Annotated in this window: 13 protein-coding genes; 6 read left to right on the top strand and 7 right to left on the bottom strand. The window is 71.1% G+C overall.

Going from position 1 to position 18,028, the window contains the following annotated elements:
- Positions 1–19 precede the first annotated feature (19 nt).
- Positions 20–2,854 carry an aconitate hydratase gene (locus KZC56_RS14320; protein WP_136036099.1) on the top strand — a complete coding sequence of 945 codons (2,835 nt, stop codon included), beginning with the start codon at positions 20–22 and terminating at the stop codon, positions 2,852–2,854.
- Positions 2,855–3,010: 156 nt separating this feature from the next.
- Positions 3,011–4,951: a 1-deoxy-D-xylulose-5-phosphate synthase gene (gene dxs / locus KZC56_RS14315; RefSeq protein WP_136036100.1), complete on the top strand. Its 1,941-nt coding sequence runs from the start codon at positions 3,011–3,013 to the stop codon at positions 4,949–4,951.
- A gap of 19 nt (positions 4,952–4,970) precedes the next feature.
- On the opposite strand, the gene KZC56_RS14310 is transcribed toward dxs, so the two are convergent.
- Together KZC56_RS14310 and KZC56_RS14305 are read right to left on the bottom strand one after the other, a co-directional pair.
- Positions 4,971–6,428 (bottom strand): glycerol-3-phosphate dehydrogenase/oxidase, encoded by a 1,458-nt coding sequence (locus tag KZC56_RS14310; RefSeq protein ID WP_247638828.1) that lies wholly within the window; start codon positions 6,426–6,428, stop codon positions 4,971–4,973.
- Complete coding sequence (locus KZC56_RS14305) at positions 6,425–6,985, bottom strand: TetR/AcrR family transcriptional regulator (RefSeq protein WP_247638827.1); 561 nt, start codon at positions 6,983–6,985, stop codon at positions 6,425–6,427. Before KZC56_RS14305 ends, KZC56_RS14310 begins: the two co-directional genes overlap by 4 nt.
- 53 nt (positions 6,986–7,038) lie before the next feature.
- On the opposite strand from KZC56_RS14305, the gene KZC56_RS14300 reads away from it, so the two are divergent.
- The 3 genes from KZC56_RS14300 to KZC56_RS14290 are packed head-to-tail and all read left to right on the top strand — an operon-like array spanning position 7,039 to position 11,237.
- Positions 7,039–8,667, top strand: coding sequence for an FAD-binding oxidoreductase (locus KZC56_RS14300; RefSeq protein ID WP_247638826.1), 1,629 nt, complete (start codon positions 7,039–7,041; stop codon positions 8,665–8,667).
- A gap of 1 nt (position 8,668) precedes the next feature.
- On the top strand, positions 8,669–9,583 hold the full coding sequence (locus tag KZC56_RS14295; RefSeq protein WP_247638825.1) for a YegS/Rv2252/BmrU family lipid kinase: 915 nt from the start codon (positions 8,669–8,671) through the stop codon (positions 9,581–9,583).
- The gene (locus KZC56_RS14290; RefSeq protein ID WP_247638824.1) at positions 9,573–11,237 is read left to right on the top strand and encodes a GMC oxidoreductase; all 1,665 of its coding nucleotides are present in this window, start codon (positions 9,573–9,575) and stop codon (positions 11,235–11,237) included. Before KZC56_RS14295 ends, KZC56_RS14290 begins: the two co-directional genes overlap by 11 nt.
- Here the strand turns inward: KZC56_RS14290 and KZC56_RS14285 are convergent, their stop codons facing one another.
- The 4 genes from KZC56_RS14285 to KZC56_RS14270 all read right to left on the bottom strand — a co-directional run bounded on the left by KZC56_RS14285 (position 11,238) and on the right by KZC56_RS14270 (position 16,424).
- Positions 11,238–13,379: a 3-hydroxyacyl-CoA dehydrogenase NAD-binding domain-containing protein gene (locus KZC56_RS14285; RefSeq protein WP_136033054.1), complete on the bottom strand. Its 2,142-nt coding sequence runs from the start codon at positions 13,377–13,379 to the stop codon at positions 11,238–11,240.
- On the bottom strand, positions 13,376–14,581 hold the full coding sequence (locus KZC56_RS14280; protein WP_247638823.1) for a thiolase family protein: 1,206 nt from the start codon (positions 14,579–14,581) through the stop codon (positions 13,376–13,378). The genes KZC56_RS14285 and KZC56_RS14280 overlap by 4 nt, the downstream gene beginning before the upstream one ends.
- Before the next feature lie 75 nt (positions 14,582–14,656).
- Entirely contained in the window at positions 14,657–15,850 is a 1,194-nt protein-coding gene (locus KZC56_RS14275) for a ribonuclease D (protein WP_136033058.1), read from the bottom strand.
- Positions 15,843–16,424 carry a DUF3000 domain-containing protein gene (locus tag KZC56_RS14270; RefSeq protein WP_136033060.1) on the bottom strand — a complete coding sequence of 194 codons (582 nt, stop codon included), beginning with the start codon at positions 16,422–16,424 and terminating at the stop codon, positions 15,843–15,845. The genes KZC56_RS14275 and KZC56_RS14270 overlap by 8 nt, the downstream gene beginning before the upstream one ends.
- A gap of 25 nt (positions 16,425–16,449) precedes the next feature.
- On the opposite strand from KZC56_RS14270, the gene KZC56_RS14265 reads away from it, so the two are divergent.
- On the top strand, positions 16,450–17,604 hold the full coding sequence (locus tag KZC56_RS14265) for an alpha/beta hydrolase family protein (protein WP_247638822.1): 1,155 nt from the start codon (positions 16,450–16,452) through the stop codon (positions 17,602–17,604).
- Here KZC56_RS14265 and KZC56_RS14260 read toward each other — a convergent pair.
- The gene (locus tag KZC56_RS14260; protein WP_136036107.1) at positions 17,588–18,019 is read right to left on the bottom strand and encodes a SufE family protein; all 432 of its coding nucleotides are present in this window, start codon (positions 18,017–18,019) and stop codon (positions 17,588–17,590) included. The genes KZC56_RS14265 and KZC56_RS14260 overlap by 17 nt on opposite strands.
- Between the last annotated feature and the right edge of the window lie 9 nt (positions 18,020–18,028).

Below are 18,028 nucleotides of genomic sequence, written 5' to 3'. Positions count from 1 at the left end.
AATAGAAGGAGACGGATTCGTGTCCACGGTGAACAGCTTCGGTGCCAAGAGCACCCTGACGGTCGGCAGCACCGACTACGAGATCTTCCGCATCGACACGGTGCCCGGTTTCGACAAGCTTCCCTTCAGCCTCAAGGTCCTGCTGGAGAACCTGCTTCGCACCGAGGATGGCGCGAACGTGACGAAGGCGCAGATCGAGGCGCTCGGCTCGTGGGATGCCACCGCCGAGCCGAACACCGAGATCCAGTTCACGCCGGCGCGCGTGGTCATGCAGGACTTCACCGGCGTGCCCTGCATCGTCGACCTCGCCACGATGCGCGAGGCAGTCACGGCGCTCGGCGGCGACGCCAACAAGATCAACCCGCTCTCGCCCGCCGAGATGGTGATCGACCACTCCGTCATCGCCGACCTCTTCGGGACCGAGAACGCGCTCGAGCGCAACGTCGAGATCGAGTACGAGCGCAACGGCGAGCGGTACCAGTTCCTGCGCTGGGGCCAGACGGCGTTCAGCGACTTCAAGGTCGTCCCGCCCGGCACCGGCATCGTCCACCAGGTGAACATCGAGCACCTGGCCAAGGTCATCTACGACCGCGAGGTCGGCGGCGTGCTGCGCGCGTACCCCGACACCTGCGTCGGCACCGATTCGCACACCACGATGGTGAACGGTCTCGGCGTGCTCGGCTGGGGCGTCGGCGGCATCGAGGCCGAGGCCGCGATGCTCGGCCAGCCCGTGTCGATGCTCATCCCGCGCGTCGTGGGCTTCAAGCTCTCGGGCGAGATCCCCGCCGGTGTGACCGCGACCGACGTCGTGCTCACCATCACCGACATGCTGCGCAAGCACGGCGTGGTCGGCAAGTTCGTCGAGTTCTACGGCGAGGGCGTCGCCTCGGTGCCGCTCGCGAACCGCGCCACGATCGGCAACATGTCGCCGGAGTTCGGCTCCACCGCCGCGATCTTCCCGATCGACGACGTCACGCTCGACTACCTGCGCCTCACCGGCCGCAGCGAGGAAGCCGTCGCGCTTGTCGAGGCGTACGCCAAGGAGCAGCAGCTCTGGCACGACGCGTCGCGCGAGCCCGTGTTCAGCGAGTACCTCGAGCTGGACCTCGGCACGGTCGTCCCGTCGATCGCCGGCCCGAAGCGTCCGCAGGACCGCATCCTGCTGTCCGAGGCCAAGTCGCAGTTCGAGCAGGACATCCTGGCCTACGCCTCGCCCTCGACCAGCGAGGACATCGTCGACCTCGAGTCGAAGCACTCGTTCCCCGCGTCCGACCCCGGGCAGGTCCCCGGCGAGGAGGAGCCGACCACGCGTCCGGTGCATATCAGCAGCGGCGCCCCGGTCAACGCCTCCAACCCGGTGCCGGTCACCACCCCGGACGGCGAGAAGTACATCCTCGACAACGGCGCTGTGACCCTCGCCGCCATCACGTCGTGCACGAACACGTCGAACCCGTCGGTCATGATCGCGGCCGGTCTGCTCGCGCGCAAGGCTCGCGAGAAGGGCCTGAAGCAGAAGCCCTGGGTCAAGACGACGCTCGGCCCCGGCTCGAAGGTCGTCACCGACTACTACGAGAAGTCCGGCCTCGACAAGGATCTCGAGGGCCTCGGCTTCTACACCGTCGGCTACGGCTGCACGATCTGCATCGGAAACTCCGGCCCGCTGATCGAGGAGGTGTCGGAGGCGATCAACTCGCACGACCTCGCCGTGACGGCCGTCCTCTCCGGCAACCGCAACTTCGAGGGCCGGATCAGCCCCGACGTGAAGATGAACTACCTGGCCAGCCCGCCGCTGGTCATCGCGTACGCCCTCGCCGGATCGATGCACTTCGACTTCGACACCGACGCGCTGGGTCAGGACGCCGACGGCAACGACGTGTTCCTCAAGGACATCTGGCCGTCGCCGGAGGAGGTGCAGGAGATCGTCGACTCGTCGATCTCGCGCGACCAGTTCATCAAGCAGTACGCCACGGTGTTCGACGGCGACGAGCGCTGGCGCAACCTGCCGACGCCCGACGACGACACGTTCCAGTGGGACGAGAACTCGACCTACGTGCGCAAGGCGCCGTACTTCGACGGCATGACGATGGAGCTCACCCCGGTGCAGGACATCCAGGGCGCGCGCGTCATGGCGACCCTGGGCGACTCGGTCACGACCGATCACATCTCGCCCGCCGGGAACATCAAGCCGGGCACCCCGGCGGCGCAGTACCTCACCGAGCACGGCGTGGACCGCAAGGACTTCAACTCCTTCGGCTCGCGCCGAGGCAACCACGAGGTGATGATCCGCGGCACGTTCGCGAACATCCGCCTGAAGAACCTCATGGTCTCGGCCGTCAACGATGGTCAGGTCGTCGAGGGCGGGTTCACGCGCGACTTCACCCAGCCGGGCGGTCCGCAGTCGTACATCTACGACGCGTGCATGAACTACGCCGAGCAGGGCACCCCGCTCGTCGTGTTCGGCGGCAAGGAGTACGGCTCCGGCTCATCGCGCGACTGGGCGGCCAAGGGCACGAGCCTGCTGGGCGTCAAGGCCGTGATCACGGAGAGCTTCGAGCGCATCCACCGCTCCAACCTCATCGGCATGGGCGTCGTCCCGCTGCAGTTCCCGGCCGGCGAGAGCTGGGAGTCGCTGGGCCTCGACGGCACCGAGATCGTCTCGATCACGGGCCTCGAGGAGCTCAACAACGGCGTCACCCCGAAGACGGTCAAGGTCACCGCCACCCCGAGCGAGCACTCGCCCGAGGGCAAGCAGCCGATCGAGTTCGACGCGGTCGTCCGCATCGACACCCCCGGTGAGGCGGACTACTACCGCAACGGCGGCATCCTGCAGTACGTGCTGCGCTCGCTCGTCTGACGCGTCTCACGGAGGGGCCCGGGTCTACGGACACGGGCCCCTTCGCCGTGTCAAGGGGGCGTCGTCCTCGGCGGCTTCTCCGACTCCGCGAGGTAGGATCGGTAGGCGCTCGCACCCGTGACGGGCGTCTCTGTCGAAGCCTGTGAGGAGGCGCAGATGCCCATTCTTCCGAGCATCTCTGGACCCCGCGACCTGGACCGCCTGTCGCCAGAGCAACTGGAAGAACTCGCCTCCGAGATCCGCACGTTCCTCGTCGAGAACGTCTCCCGTACCGGGGGCCACCTGGGGCCGAACCTCGGCGTCGTGGAGCTCACCATCGCCCTCCACCGCGTGTTCTCGTCTCCCGACGACCCCTTCATCTTCGACACCGGGCATCAGTCGTACGTGCACAAACTGCTCACAGGGCGCCAGGACTTCTCCGGACTGCGCGTGCGCGGCGGTCTGGCCGGCTACCCGCAGCGCGGCGAGAGCCCCCACGACGTGGTCGAGTCCTCCCACGCCTCGAGCTCGCTGAGCTGGGCAGACGGCGTGTCCCGCGCCCTCACCGCGACCGGACGCGCCGACCGCCATGTGGTCGCGGTCGTGGGCGACGGTGCGCTCACCGGCGGCATGACCTGGGAGGCGCTGAACAACATCTCCGACGACAACGACCGCAACCTGGTGATCGTCGTCAACGACAACGGCCGCTCCTACGCACCCACGATCGGCGGGATGTCGCGGTACCTGAACCGGGTCCGCACGGCGGCCGCGTACAAGGACCTCCACCACAAGTCGGACCGTCTGTTCCGCGCGTTCGGCCCCGTCGGCAGGGCCGTGTTCCGTGGGGTGCGGGGTGGCACGCACGGCTTCCTCTCCCGCTTCACGAACAACGAGGCCCTCTACTCGAACCTCGACATCAAGTACCTCGGCCCGGTGGACGGCCACGACCTCCCGGCCCTGCTGGAGACCCTGGAGCTCGCGAAGTCGTACGGCGCGCCCGTCATCGTGCACGCCATCACCGAGAAGGGGCGCGGGTACCAGCCCGCGCGCGACGACGACGCCGATCAGTTCCACGCGGTCGGGCGCATCGACCCCACGACCGGGGAGACGCTGTCCTCCGGCGGGCGCGGATGGACCGACGTGTTCTCCGACGCGCTGGTCGACGTGGGCGAACGGCGCTCCGACGTGATCGCGATCACCGCGGCGATGCTGCGGCCGACCGGCCTGGCCCCCTTTGCCGAGCGCTTCCCGGATCGGGTCTACGACGTGGGTATCGCCGAGCAGCACGCCGTGGCCTCGGCGGCCGGACTCGCCTACGGCGGGCTGCACCCGGTGGTCGCGGTGTACGCGACCTTCATGGGCCGCGCCTTCGATCAGGTGCTCATGGACGTCGCGCTGCACCGTGCCGGCGTCACCTTCGTGCTCGACCGGGCCGGGGTCACCGGTCCCGACGGTCCGAGCCATCACGGCATGTGGGACCTCGCGATGCTGCAGATCGTGCCGCACATCCGCATCGCCGCGCCGCGCGACGGCGTGCGACTCACCGAGGCGCTGGACGAGGCGGTCGCCGTCGAGGACGCGCCCACCGTGATCCGGTTCCCGAAGGGGGAGGTCGCGCCCGACCTCCCGGCGATCGAGCGCCTCGCTGACGGAGTCGACGTGCTGGCCAGGGGGGAGAGCGAAGACGTGCTCATCGTCGCGATCGGCCCGTTCGCCGAGCTCGCCCTCGATGTGGCGGACCGCCTCCGCGCGCAGGGCATCGGTGCGACGGTGCTCGACCCGCGCTGGGCGATCCCGGTGCAGCCGTCGGTCGTCGAGCACGCCGCTCGTCATCGCCTGGTCATCACCCTGGAGGACGGCATCCGCGTCGGCGGCATCGGCACGCGCGTGCGCCAGGTGCTGCGCGAGGCCGGGATCGACACGGCCGTGGACGAGCTGGGGCTGCCCGACGAGTTCCTCGACCACGCGTCGCGCGACCAGATCCTCGCGGATGCGGGGCTCACCGCGTCGAAGATCGCCCAGGACGTGGTGGCGCAGGTGCTCGGGACGCGCATCCCCAAGGCGCGCCACGCGGGAGAGACCGGTACGATCGACCTCCCGCTGCACGAGCGCCACTGATCCGGGGCCCGCGGCGGGATCAGTCCAGATCGGCGAGGGTCTCCGCGACGATGCGCTCGACGGTCGGTCGTGCGCGCTCCGCGTCGGCGGTGACCAGCGCGAGGCGGCTGCGTCGTTCCAGGACGTCGTCCGCGGTCAGCGCGCCCTCGCACCGCACGGCGAACTCGACCGCGGCGCGTGGGAGTGCGGGCGGATCCGACGTGTCGTCCGGTGCACCCCACCGCGCGCCCGTGTCCTCCACGAGCCGCAGAGCCGCGGTGCTGCTGGGCGGTGCGTCGATCCCGCGGTGACGCAGGGCGAGGTCGACCGCGTCCTCGGCCATCCGACGGTAGGTCGTGAGCTTCCCGCCGAGCACCGACACGAACCCGCCGGGGGAGACGTGCACCAGGTGCCGCCGGGACACGTCCGCGGACGACGCGGCGCCGTTGTCCACCAGGGGCCGCAGTCCGGCGAACGCCCCGCGGACGTGGTCTCGCGTGAGGGGGGTCGCCAGCAGTCGGTTCAGCGTGGCGAGCAGCGACGCGATCTCGGGCTCGGTGGGCGCGGCGACGCGCGGGACCGGCCCGGCGGCGTCCTCGTCGGTCAGCCCCACGATCACCCGCCCGTGGCGCTGCGGCAGCGCGAACACGTAGCGGCTGATCGAGCCCTCCCGGGGAACGGTCAACGCCGCGGTCGGGCGGCCCAGGTCGTCCGCGTCGAGCACGAGGTGCGTGCCGCGGCTCGGGCGCACGCGGATGCTGTCGTCGAGCGTTCCCGCCCAGACGCCGGTGGCGTTCACGACGGCCCGGGCGCGCAGCTCGAGCCGCTCGCCCGTGAGCGTGTCGACGACGGTCGCTCCACCGTCGTGCAGCTCCTCCGCCCGCACCCGTGTGAGGATGCGCGCGCCCCGCCCCGCCGCCGTCCGTGCGACAGCGACCACGAGCGCGGCGTCATCGACCAGCTGCCCGTCGAAGCCGAGCACGCCGCCGCGCAGGTCACGGCGACGCAGAGCGGGGAACAGCCGCTGGGCCTCGCGCGGCCCCACCAGTCGCGGCGGTGGCAGCACCCGACGCGGCGTCCTGGCGCGCAGTCGCAGCGCGTCGCCCATGGCCATGCCCATCGAACCGGCGGAGCGCTGGCGGAGCGTCACCCCGGCGGCGAACGGCAGCAGCTGCGGCAGCGGACGGATGAGGTGCGGCGCGATCACCGTCATCAGCAGGTGTCGTTCGAGCGCACTCTCGTTCGCGGTGGCGACATCACCGGTGGCGAGATAGCGCAGTCCGCCGTGTACGAGCTTCGAGCTGAAGCGGCTCGTGCCGAACGCGAGGTCTTCGGCCTCGATCAGTGTGACGCGGAGTCCGCGTGAGGCGGCGTCGAGAGCCGCACCGACACCGGTGATGCCTCCGCCGACCACCAGCACGTCGCAGGTCTCCTCCGCTCCCGCGGCGAGATCGCGTCGGCGGCGGGCGGCGTGGAGGGCGGTGGCGGGGTCGGTCACGGTCGCAGGTGCCCGTCCACGGCGGCGCGGAGCTCGCGCTCCCACGCGTCCTCGTCGATCAGGTCGGCCACGGTCGCGTGCGACAGCACGGCCGACTGGGCGATCAGGAGCAGCATCACGGCGATCTCCTCGGGCGCTCCGGCCCGCACGGACCCGTGCCTCTGGCCCCGTCCGATGGCTGCGGCGAGCCAGCCGAGGATGAGCCGTTGGCTCGACCCGACGCGCTGCAGCGTGTAGCGCGTGAAGGCCTCCGGCTCCTCGTCGAGCAGCCGGGCGTAGACGTCGTCGGCGCGGAACAGGGCCGTGAACGTCAGGATGTCGTCGACCAGGGCGGCTCGGGTGTCCGCGACCGCGGAGAAGCGTCCGATGAGGGTTCCGACGCGCCGCAGCAGAGCGGCGCGCACTACGTCGTCGGCATCGCTCCAGGTGCGGTAGATCGTCGGACGGCTGAGTCCGGAGCGGCGCGCGAGCGCTGCGATCGTGACCCCGTGGATGCCGGTGCGCACGATGAGCTCGTCGGCCGCGTCGAGGACCCGCGTCTGCGTCGGTTCCCACACGGGTGGGACTCCGACAGGTTGACGTTCTTCCATGATGTGTCACACTGTAACGCATGCAGGACGAGATCGGCAGGGCCGCCGAACAGGAGCCCATGCGGTGGAACGGCTGGGGCGATCCGGCGAAGGCGAAGGAGCTTCCGCGCGCCGTGCGAGCCCTGATCCCGCTGCTGCTGGGGCGAGTGCGCCGCCCTGCGCCGCCGCCGTCGCTCGCGGAGGTGCGCGTCCGACCGAGCGCGCTCACCGACGACGACCGGGCGGCGTTCGCGGCCGTCGTCGGCGTCGACGGGGTGGACCACGCGGACGAGGCGAGGATCCGTCACGCCGGCGGGCGCTCCACCCCGGACCTGCTGCGGCGCCGCGAGCGCGATCAACGCGTGCCGGACGGGGTCGTGCTCCCCGCCGACCACGCTCAGGTCATGGCATGCCTCGCCGTGGCCGGGGAGCGCGACATCGCGGTGATCCCCTACGGCGGGGGCACGAGCGTGGTCGGCGCGCTCGATCCGGAGCGCGGGCCGCACCGCGCCGTGATCAGCCTGGATCTGCGCCGCCTGCGCGGCCTGCTGCGCGTCGATGCGCTCAGCGGCGAGGCGGTGTTCGCGGCCGGGACGACCGGCCCCGACGCCGAGGCGCAGCTGGCAGCGCACGGGCTCGAGCTGGGACACTACCCGCAGAGCTTCCGCTATGCGACCATCGGCGGCTTCGCGGCCGCGCGTTCGTCGGGCCAGAACTCCTCAGGGTACGGACGCTTCGACACCATGGTCACCGGGCTCCGGGTCGCGACACCGACGGGCGACCTCGAGCTCGGCCGGGCTCCCGGATCCGCCGCGGGACCCGACCTGATCCGGCTGTTCCTGGGGTCGGAGGGCATCTTCGGCGTCATCACCGAGGTCCGCGTGCGCGTGCACCCCGTGCCCGCCGAGCGGGTGTTCGAGTCATGGTCGTTCCCCGACTTCGCGCACGGGGTCGACGGACTCCGCCGCGTCGCGCAGCACGGCGCGGGTCCCACCGTGATCCGTCTGTCCGACGAGGCCGAGACCGCCGTCGGTCTCGCGCAGGTCGGCCGGATCGGGAAGGCGATCGCGCGCGGCGCCAGCGTCGTGACCGTGTACGAGGGCGATGACATCGACGCGCGGCGCGCCCGGACGACCGCGCTGCTGCGCGCGGCGGGCGGGACGTCGTCGGGCGCAGGGGATGCGGAGGAGTGGGCGGCCGGCCGATTCGACGGGCCCTACCTGCGCGACTCCCTGCTCGACGCCGGTGTGTTCTGCGAGACCCTCGAGACCGCCACCACCTGGACGGGGCTCGCGACGCTGAAGGCCGCGGTCGAGACCGCCCTGCGCGAGGGCTTCCGCGACGCGGGGGCCCGGTCGACCGTGATGTGCCACGTCTCGCACCTGTACCCCACGGGGGCGTCGCTGTACTTCACCGTCCTGGCCGGGATCCGCAGCGATCCGCTCCCGGTGTGGACGACCGTCAAGGCACGCGTGAACGACGCGATCCTCGCGCACGGGGGCACCATCAGCCACCATCACGCGGTCGGACGGGATCACGCGCCCTGGCTGGCGCAGGAGCTCGGACCGGCCGGGATGCGGATCCTCACGGCGATCAAGCGCGAGCTCGACCCGCAGGCGCTCCTGAACCCGGGCGCCGTGATCCCCGCTGCCCTCCCGGCGGGGGACTGACGTGGGCCACATCGCGGTGCTGTCGAACCCCCGCGCGGGCAAGGGGCGCGGCCGCCGTCTGACCGAGCTCGCGGTGGCACACCTTCGACAGCGCGGCGCGAGCGTCAGACTCTACGTCGGGGACTCGGCGGCGGACACGACGGCGCTGGCGTCTGAAGCCCTCGTGGGCGGGCCGGACGGGCTCGTGGTGGTCGGCGGGGACGGCACGCTGTCGGGGATCCTCGATGTCGTGTGCGCCGCCGCCGTCCCGATCACCCTGGTGCCCGCCGGGACGGGCAACGACCTCGCCCGCGCGCTCGGCCTGCCGCGACACGACGCCGCCGCAGCCGTCGAACTCGCCCTCACCGGCACGCCCCGGGCGATCGACGTGGGTGAGGTCGAGACGCGCGCGGGTCGTGCCGCCTTCCTCACGGTCGTGGCGTTGGGCTTCGACGCGAGGGTGAGCGACCGCACCAACCGTCTGCGCTGGCCCTCCGGCGCCCTCCGGTACTACCTGGCCCTGCTCATCGAGCTCGTCCGGCTGCGGCCGCTCGACTTCACCGTCACGGTCGACGACGAACGGCCGATCACCGCCCGGGGGACTCTGGTGGCCATCGGGAACACGGCCAGCTACGGCGGAGGCATGCCGGTGTGCGTCGGCGCCCTGCCCGACGACGGGCGGCTCGACGTCGTCCGCGTCGCACCGCTCGGCCGCACCCGACTCGTGCGGCTGTTCCCCCTCCTGCTGCGCGGGGCACACCTGGCCCGTCCCGAGGTGCAGCACACGGCAGCGCGCCGCGTCACGGTCGCCGCGCCCGGACTCGTGGTGTACGCCGACGGCGAGCGCCGGGGCGAGGACGTCTGCACCATCTCCGTGCGGACGGGTGCGCTGACGATGATGACCCCACCGAGCGAGGGAGACGCCCGTGTTCGATGAGGACGTCGTGGTCGTGGGGTCGGGTTTCGGCGGCTCGGTCGCGGCGCTGCGGCTGAGCGAGAAGGGCTACCGTGTCCGCGTGTTCGAGGCCGGGCGGCGCTTCGCCGACGACGACTTCGCGAAGACGAGCTGGAACGTGCGCCGGTACCTGTGGGCGCCCGCGCTCGGGTGCTTCGGCGTGCAGCGCATCCACCGCCTCCCGCACGTCATGATCCTCGCGGGAGCCGGTGTGGGCGGAGGCTCGCTCAACTACGCCAACACGCTCTACGAGCCGGGCCCCGCGTTCTTCGCCGACCCGCAGTGGGGCTCGATCCGTGACTGGCGGGCGGCGCTCGCTCCGCACTACGCAACCGCGAAGCGCATGCTCGGCGTGGTCGATGCGTATCCGCACAGCGGGCCGGTCGAACGGATCATGGCGGGAGCCGCGGACGACCTCGGCGTGGGGGAGAGCTTCCGCCGGGCACCCATCGGGGTGTGGTTCGGCGAGCCGGGGCGCCGCGTGCCCGATCCGTACTTCGGCGGGGAGGGTCCCGACCGCACGGGGTGCACGCTCTGCGGCAACTGCATGGTGGGGTGCCGCGTCGGCGCGAAGAACACCCTGGTGAAGAACTACCTCGCGCTGGCGGAGCGACGCGGAGTCGCGATCGAGCCCCTCCGCACGGTCACCGAGGTGCGGGAGCTGGCGACGGGCGGCTTCGCGATCACGACCGTGCGCAGCGGGGCCTGGCTGCGGCGCCGGGCCCGCACCGTGACGGCGCGGGAGGTCGTGCTCGCCGCCGGCACCTGGGGCACGCAGCAGCTGCTGCACCGGATGAAGCACACCGGCGCGCTCCCTCGGATACCCGACGCCGTGGGGCGCCTGACCCGCACGAACTCCGAGGCGCTCGACGGCGCCGTGGCCGTGCGCGTTCCGGAGCAGCTTCAGCTCGCGCGGGGTGTGGCGATCACGACGTCCTTCCACGTGGACGAGCGCACCCACGTCGAGAACGTCCGCTACGGTCCGGGGTCGAACCTGATGGGAGCTCTGGCCACCGTGCTCGTGCCGGGGGAGAGGTCGCTGCCCGGACGCCTGGCAGCGCTCGTGCGGGGAATCCTCCGCGCACCGGTCACCGCGGTCCGGCTCGGGTCGCTCCGGCGGTGGAGCGAGCGCGGGATCATCGCCCTCGTCATGCAGACCGCCGACAACTCCCTCACGCTGTCGCTGCGGCGGCGGTTCGGGCGCTGGCGTCTGACCAGCGCGCAGGGGCACGGTGCGCCGAACCCGAGTCACCTGCCGGAGGCACACCGTGCGGCGCAGGCGATCGCGGCGCGGCTCGAGCAGGAGAGCGGGATCCGTGCCGAGGCGCGCGGGTCGTGGCCGGAGGTGTTCGGGATCCCGCTGACGGCGCACTTCCTCGGCGGGGCGGTCATCTCCTCGGCCCCGGAGACCGGCGTCGTGGACGAGTACCACCGCGTCTGGGGTCATCCCGGGCTGCACGTCGTGGACGGTGCTGCGGTCCCCGCGAACCCCGGTGTCAACCCGTCGCTCACCATCACCGCCCTGGCGGAACGGGCGATGTCGCACTGGCCGCGCCGCGGGGAGCCCGACGAGCGCCCTGCCCAGGACGCGACGACGGGGGCCGCGCGCTCGGCACGGCCCCCGTCGTCGGACTGATCAGCGGTTCTCGATGCCGCGGATCTGCGGCGTGTGGAACGAGCCGCCGAAGGCGCGTTCCGAAGCGCCCTCGCGGTCGAGGTAGGGCGAGGCGCCGCCGTCGATGAACGGCCAGCCTGCGCCGAGGATGAGGCACAGGTCGATGTCCTCCACCTCGGGCACGACGCCCTCGTCCAGCATCAGCTTGATCTCCGTCGCCAGGCCGTCCTGCACGCGCTGCAGGATGGTCGCCGCAGAGGCCGGACTCTTGCCGAGTGCGGGCTTGATGACCTTCTCGGCCTGCTTGCTCCAGCCGACCACCCGGCCGCCCTTGTCCTTCTCCACGACCTGGTCGAGCGCGGCGAGGGCGTGGAAGTTCTCGTTCGCGTAGAACCGGTCGGGGAAGGCGTGCACCATCGTGTCCTGCACGTGGGCGGCGACCTTCCATCCGACCAGGTCGATCAGCTGGAACGGCCCCATGGGCAGGCCGAGCGGCGCGAACGCCTTCTCCACCTCGGCGATCGGGGTGCCCTCGTAGACCGCGCGCGCAGCCTCGCCCATGACCTTGGCCAGCAGACGGTTCACCACGAAGCCGGGTGCGTCGGCGGTCAGGACCGCGTTCTTGCCCAGGTTCTTCGCGACCACGAAAGCCGTGGACAGTGCGGCCTCGGAGGTGCTCGGCGTCTTGACGATCTCGATCAGCGGCATGACGGCGACCGGGTTGAAGAAGTGGAACCCGACCAGGCGCTCCGGGTGAGCGAGCGTCGCGCCGATCTCCTCGACCGAGAGCGAGGAGGTGTTCGTGGCGAGGATGGTGTCCTCCGCCACGATCTTCTCGATCTCGCCGAAGACCTGCTGCTTGACGCCGACCTCTTCGAAGACCGCCTCGATCACGAAGTCGCAGTCGGCGTACAGGCTCTTGTCGGTCGTGCCCGTGACCAGCGCGCGCAGCTTGTTGGCGGTGTCGGCGTCGAGGCGCCCCTTGCCCTCCAGCTTCCCGATCTCGTCGTGGATGTACGCCACGCCCTTGTCGACCCGCGCCTGATCGAGGTCGGTGATGAGGACGGGGACCTGGAGCTTGCGCACGAAGAGCAGCGCGAACTGGCTCGCCATGAGTCCGGCACCGATGATGCCGACCTTGGTGACCTTCTTCGCGAGCGCCTTGTCGGGCGCGCCGACCGGGCGCTTGGCCCGCTTCTGCACGAGATCGAAGGCGTACATCGAGGCGGCGAACTGATCGCCGGTCACGAGCTCGGCCAGTGCCTCGTCCTCGCGGGCGAAGCCCTCGGCCTTGGTGCCGCTCTTGGCCTTGTCGAGCAGGTCGAGCGCCGCGTACGGCGACTTCGGCACGGTGCCGATCTTCGACTCGAGCATGCCGCGCGCCATCTTGATCGCGATCGGCCACTTGGTGAGCCGCTCGATCTTGCCCGGCTCGTTCTTGCGCTCCACCTTCTTGCCGCCGAGGACCGCGTCGGCCCAGGTCAGCGAGTTCTCGAGGTAGTTCGCGGCGGGGAAGATCGCGTCGAAGATGCCCAGGTCGAACGCCTGCTGCGGCTTCAGCATGCGGTTCTGCTTGAGCGGGTTCGAGATGACGACCTCGAGCGCGTTCTCGATGCCGATGAGGTTCGGCAGCAGGTAGGCGCCGCCCCAGCCGGGGATGATGCCGAGGAACACCTCGGGGAGCGCCACGGCAGCGGCCGAGGCGTCGACGGTGCGGTAGCTGGAGTTCAGCGCGATCTCCAGCCCTCCACCGAGCGCCAGACCGTTCACGAACGCGAACGACGGCACGCCGAGCTCACCGAGCTTGCCGAGCACCCGGTGCCCGAGCTGCGCGATGAGGCGGGCGTTGTCGCGCGAGCCGACCTTGCTGATGTCGGACAGGTCGGCGCCGGCGGCCAGGATGTATTGCTTGCCCGTGATGCCGACGGCCTGGATCTCCCCGGACGCCGCCCGTGCCTTCAGCGCGTCCAGCGTCTCGCCGAGTTCGGTGAGCGTGGCCGGCCCGAGCGTGTTCGGGCGCGTGTGGTCGCGGCCGTTGTCGAGGGTGATGAGGGCGAGGACCTTGCCGGAGGGGAGGCGGATGTCGCGCACGGGGGAGTGCGTGATCACCTCGCCCTCCGTCAGCGCCTGGATGGGCGAGAAGTCGACGTCGTCGTAGCTCACTTCTTCTTCTTTCCGTCGTAGTGCGGGTTCTCCCAGATGACCGAGCCGCCCTGACCGAGGCCGACGCACATCGCGGTCAGGCCGTAGCGGACGTCGGGACGCTCGGCGAACTGTGCGGCGAGCTGGATCATCAGTCGGACGCCGGAGGCCGCGAGGGGGTGTCCGAGCGCGATCGCCCCGCCCCACTGGTTGACGCGGGGGTCGTCGTCGGCGATGCCGAAGTGGTCGAGGAGCGAGATCACCTGGATCGCGAACGCCTCATTCAGCTCGAACAGCCCGATGTCGGAGATGTCGAGTCCGGCCTTCTTGAGCGCCTTCTCCGTGGACGGGATCGGGCCGATGCCCATGATCTCCGGCTGCACGCCCGCGAAGGCGAACGACACCATGCGCATCTTCGGCGCGAGACCGAGCTCCTTCACCGCACCCCCACCGGCGAGCAGCGACATGGTCGCGCCGTCGGTCAACGGCGAGGACGTGCCCGCCGTGACGCGTCCGTGCGGACGGAACGGCGTCTTGAGCCCGGCGAGGTCCTCCATCGTGGTCTGCGGGCGACGGCCCTCGTCCTCGGTGGCCAGACCCCACGCGCCGTCGGCGCCCTTGATCGCGACGGGAACCAGGTCGGGCTGGATCTTGCCGGCGTCGTACGCCGCCTGCACCTTGTGCTGGCTCAGCATGCCGAAGCGGTCGGAGCGCTCCTTGGTGAGGTGCGGGAACCGGTCGAAGATGCGCTCCGCCGTGACACCCATGTTGAGCGCGCCAGGGTCGACCATCTTCTCAGCGACGAAGCGCGGGTTGGGGTCGGCGTTGGAGCCGATCGGGTGGTGGCCCATGTGCTCGACGCCACCCGCGAGGGCGAGGTCGTACATGCCGACGCCGATCGACGCGCCCATCGTGGTGACGCTGGTCATCGCGCCCGCGCACATGCGCTCCACCGCGAGTCCGGGCACCGTCTGGGGGAGACCGGCCAGGATCGCGACGGACCGGCCGAGCGTGAGCCCCTGGTCACCGGTCTGGCTGGTCGCCGCGATGGCGACATCGTCGATGCGGTCGGCCGGCACGGCGGCGTTGCGCTCCATCAGCCCGATGGTCGTCTTGACGGCGAGGTCATCCGCGCGGGTGTTCCAGTACATGCCTTTTTCGCCGGCGCGCCCGAACGGGGTGCGCACGCCATCGACGAAGAAGACGTCCGAGATCTCGGCCACTCTGCCTCCAGGTTTCTTGGGGTTGACCTCAGTCTAGGAAGCCGTGAAAACCGGGAGGAATCGGTTGGATCGAACCTACGAAGCGGTCGGGGAGGTGGTGTCGGGCGCTTGCGCCGCCTCTACAAAGGCGTCCGCGATCTTCTGTGCGGTCTGTTCAATCTGCCAGGGACGCGCACCGAGCGCGGCGAGGGCGTCGCCGATCTCCGCCGCGGTGGTGCCGGGGGAGTCCCAGCACACGCGGCGCAGGTAGTCGGGCGTGAGGAGATTCTCGGTGGGCATGCCCAGCTCCTCCGCCACCGCCTCGACCGCGGGGCGTGCGGCCTTCAACCGTGCGTCCGCCTCGGGGTTCCGATCGGACCAGGCGCGCGGCGGGGGAAGGGTGTCGCTGGGGACGCGCTCGCGCGGCAGCTGCTCGGCCGCGCGACCGTCGACGATGGCCTGCCACCAGCGGTCGAGCTGGGTGCGGCTCGCGCGACCCTGGAACTCCTTGATGCCGGCCAGCGCCTGCTTCGACGCGGGGTTGGCGAGCACGGCCGCCACGAGCGAGCGGTCGGGGACGAGCCTTCCGGGGGAGATGTCCTGCTGCTGCGCGTACATCTCCCGCGCCTCCCACAGGGCGCGGGCGACGGCGAGGTTACGGGCGCCGCGCACCTGGTGCAACCCGCTGAGGCGCCGCCACGGATCTTCGCGCGGGGCCTTGGGCGTGCGCGCCAGCGTGGCCGCGAACTCCTGGGCGGCGAAGTCGGTCTTGCCCTGCTCCTCGAGCTCGGCGACCAGGGCGTCGCGCACGTCCACCAGGTGCAGCACGTCGAGCGCGGCGTACTCGAGCCAGGCGGCGGGGAGCGGACGGGTCGACCAGTCAGCCGCCGAGTGCTCCTTCTTCAGCGTGATGCCCAGTGTGTCCTCCACCACCGCCGCGAGCCCGACGCGGTCGTGACCGAGCAGCCGCGCCGCCAGCTCCGTGTCGAAGATCGTGCGCGGCTCGAGGTGCAGCTCCCGCAGCGACGGCAGGTCCTGACTCGCGGCGTGCAGCACCCACTCCACATCGCCGATCGCGGTCTGCAGTGCGCCCATGTCACCGATCGCCGGAGGATCGAACAGGAAGACGCCGCTGTCGCGACGGAACACCTGCACCAGGTAGGCCCGCTGCGAGTAGCGGAAACCGGACGCCCGCTCGACGTCGACCGCCACGGGGCCGGACCCCGCCACGAGCGCCGCGCACGCCGCCAGGAACTCCTCGGTGTCGGAGATCACGGAGTATTCAGTCACGTACAGCCTTTCGCGCGCCGATCACGGCGATGCCCTCGGAGCCCGGCGGAAGTCCCGCCAGCATGCCGACCAGCTCGGCCCACGCTTCGACGTGCGGTCGGAAGGGGCCATCCGGTGTCCAGGACGCCCGCAATTCTATCTGTGCCCCGTCACCCTCGTCGGCCAGGCCGCCGAAACCCTTGGACAGCGTCTTGGTCGAGGTGCCCGACGGCGCGCGATAGACCGCGCCGCGCGAGTCGAGCGCGTCCACCAGCCACGACCACGTCACGTCGGCCAGCAGCGGGTCGGTGCCGATCTCCGTCTCCAGCGGCGCCTGCGCGAAGATCACGATGCGCCAGGCGCCGCCCCAGGCATCCGGCTCGTCGGGATCGTGGAGCAGGATGAACCGGCCGGTGCCGTACACGGAGTCGCCGTCCTCGCCGGGCCGCACATCGGCGGAGAGCGCGATCGCGAACGGGGCGAGGCCCTGCGGCGTCGGGATCTCGCGCACCGTGATGTCATCGCGGAACGCGGTCTCACGCAGTTCGGCGACGGCGCTGTCGAAGGGCGTCCCGGCCTCGGGATGTGCGGTCACGGCAACAGGCTAGAGTCGGAAGGCGATGAAGAGTCTCAGGCACGCCGCCCAGTTCATTGTCCCCGCGCTCCTCGCGCTGGGAGCCGCCGCCGGATTCCTGGTGCTCGCCGTCGCGCGACGCGTGGTCACCCCGATGCGCAAGGTGCCAGACACGGAGATCCTCGCGATCGACACCGGTGCGCAGACCATCGAGCTCGGTCGCACTCTCGACACCGAGCTGCCCGGGCGCTACGGGCTCTTCACCACCGGGACCTACGGCTACGTGAAGCTCGGGGCCGTGCTGAGCGCGGACAGCACGACGGTGCGTCGCAAGCTGCTCACCAAAATCGAGCCGGGCGCCAGCGTCGACCGCGGCGCCTCCTTCAGCGGTTCCTACTACACCTCTCCCAGCGAGCTGCACCTGCGGTGGGAGAACGTGCTGATCGGCTCGCCCGCCGGGCCGTGCCCCGCCTGGTTCTTCCCGGCGTCGTCGTCCACCTGGGTGATCCAGGTGCACGGCCGCGGCACGACCAGGTCGGAGTGCCTCCGCGCGGTGCCCGTGCTGCACGCCGCCGGGCTGCCGAACCTCGTGGTGTCGTACCGCAACGACGGCGAGGCACCGCGCACGCGGGCCGGCGCCTACGCCCTCGGGGCGTCCGAGTGGCGCGACGTCGACGCCGCCATCGCCTACGCGCTGCGCCACGGCGCCGAGCATGTCGTGCTGATGGGCTGGTCCATGGGCGGCGCGGTGTCGCTGCAGGCCTCGGTGAGCTCGGGCAACCGGCACCGGATCGCCGGCGTCATCCTCGAGTCCCCGGTGGTGGACTGGCGCACGGTGCTGCGCTTCCAGGCGAAGCTCCTCCGCGTCCGGCCCCCGCTGCCCGACCTGGCGATGAGCGCCCTGCAACTGCCGCTCACGGCGCGGTTGAGCGGCGCCGACGAGCCGATCCTGTTCGACCGGCTCGACATGGTCGCGCGCGCCGACGAGCTCGCCGCGCCGATCCTGATCCTGCACAGCGACGACGACGGCTTCGTGCCCGTCGACGCGTCACGGGCGTTGCAGGAGGCGCGACCCGACCTGGTCACGATGCCGCGGTTCACCGTCGCCCGTCACACGAAGCTGTGGAACTACGACGAGCGGGGCTGGAGCACCGCGATCACGACGTGGCTGGCGGACCAGGGTCTCAGCGCTTCTGCCTGACCTGGTTCTTGGCGCGCATGAGCATGCCCGTCATCCCGCCGATGCGCAGCGGAGACACGGCCTTGGTGAGCCCGATCGACTGGGGGTAGTCCTCCGGGATCGCCAGGACCTGGTCGGAGGTGAGGCCCGTGATGCCCTGCACGAGGATGCTCGCGAAGCCGCGCGTGGTGGGCGCCTCCTCCGGTGCGGTCGCGTGCATCGTCACGATGTCGTCGTTCACCTCGACGTAGATGTACACGGGCGACTGGCACTCGGCGACGCGCTCGCACATCTCGGGGTGGTTCGCGACCTCCTCCGAGACGGGAGGCAGCTCGTCAGCGAACTCGAGGAGCAGCAGGAGACGGTCGGCCTCGGGAGTCTCCAGGAACCCGTCGCGGATCTCGGCGAGGGTGTCGGGCAGGTCGGTGGCGCTCATCCCCGCCAT

The sequence above is a fragment of the Microbacterium sufflavum genome (assembly GCF_023091155.1).
GTDB lineage: Bacteria > Actinomycetota > Actinomycetes > Actinomycetales > Microbacteriaceae > Microbacterium > Microbacterium sufflavum.
The sequence above is the reverse complement of the archived record's forward strand: the minus strand, read 5'-3'. Positions and strand labels throughout refer to the sequence as shown.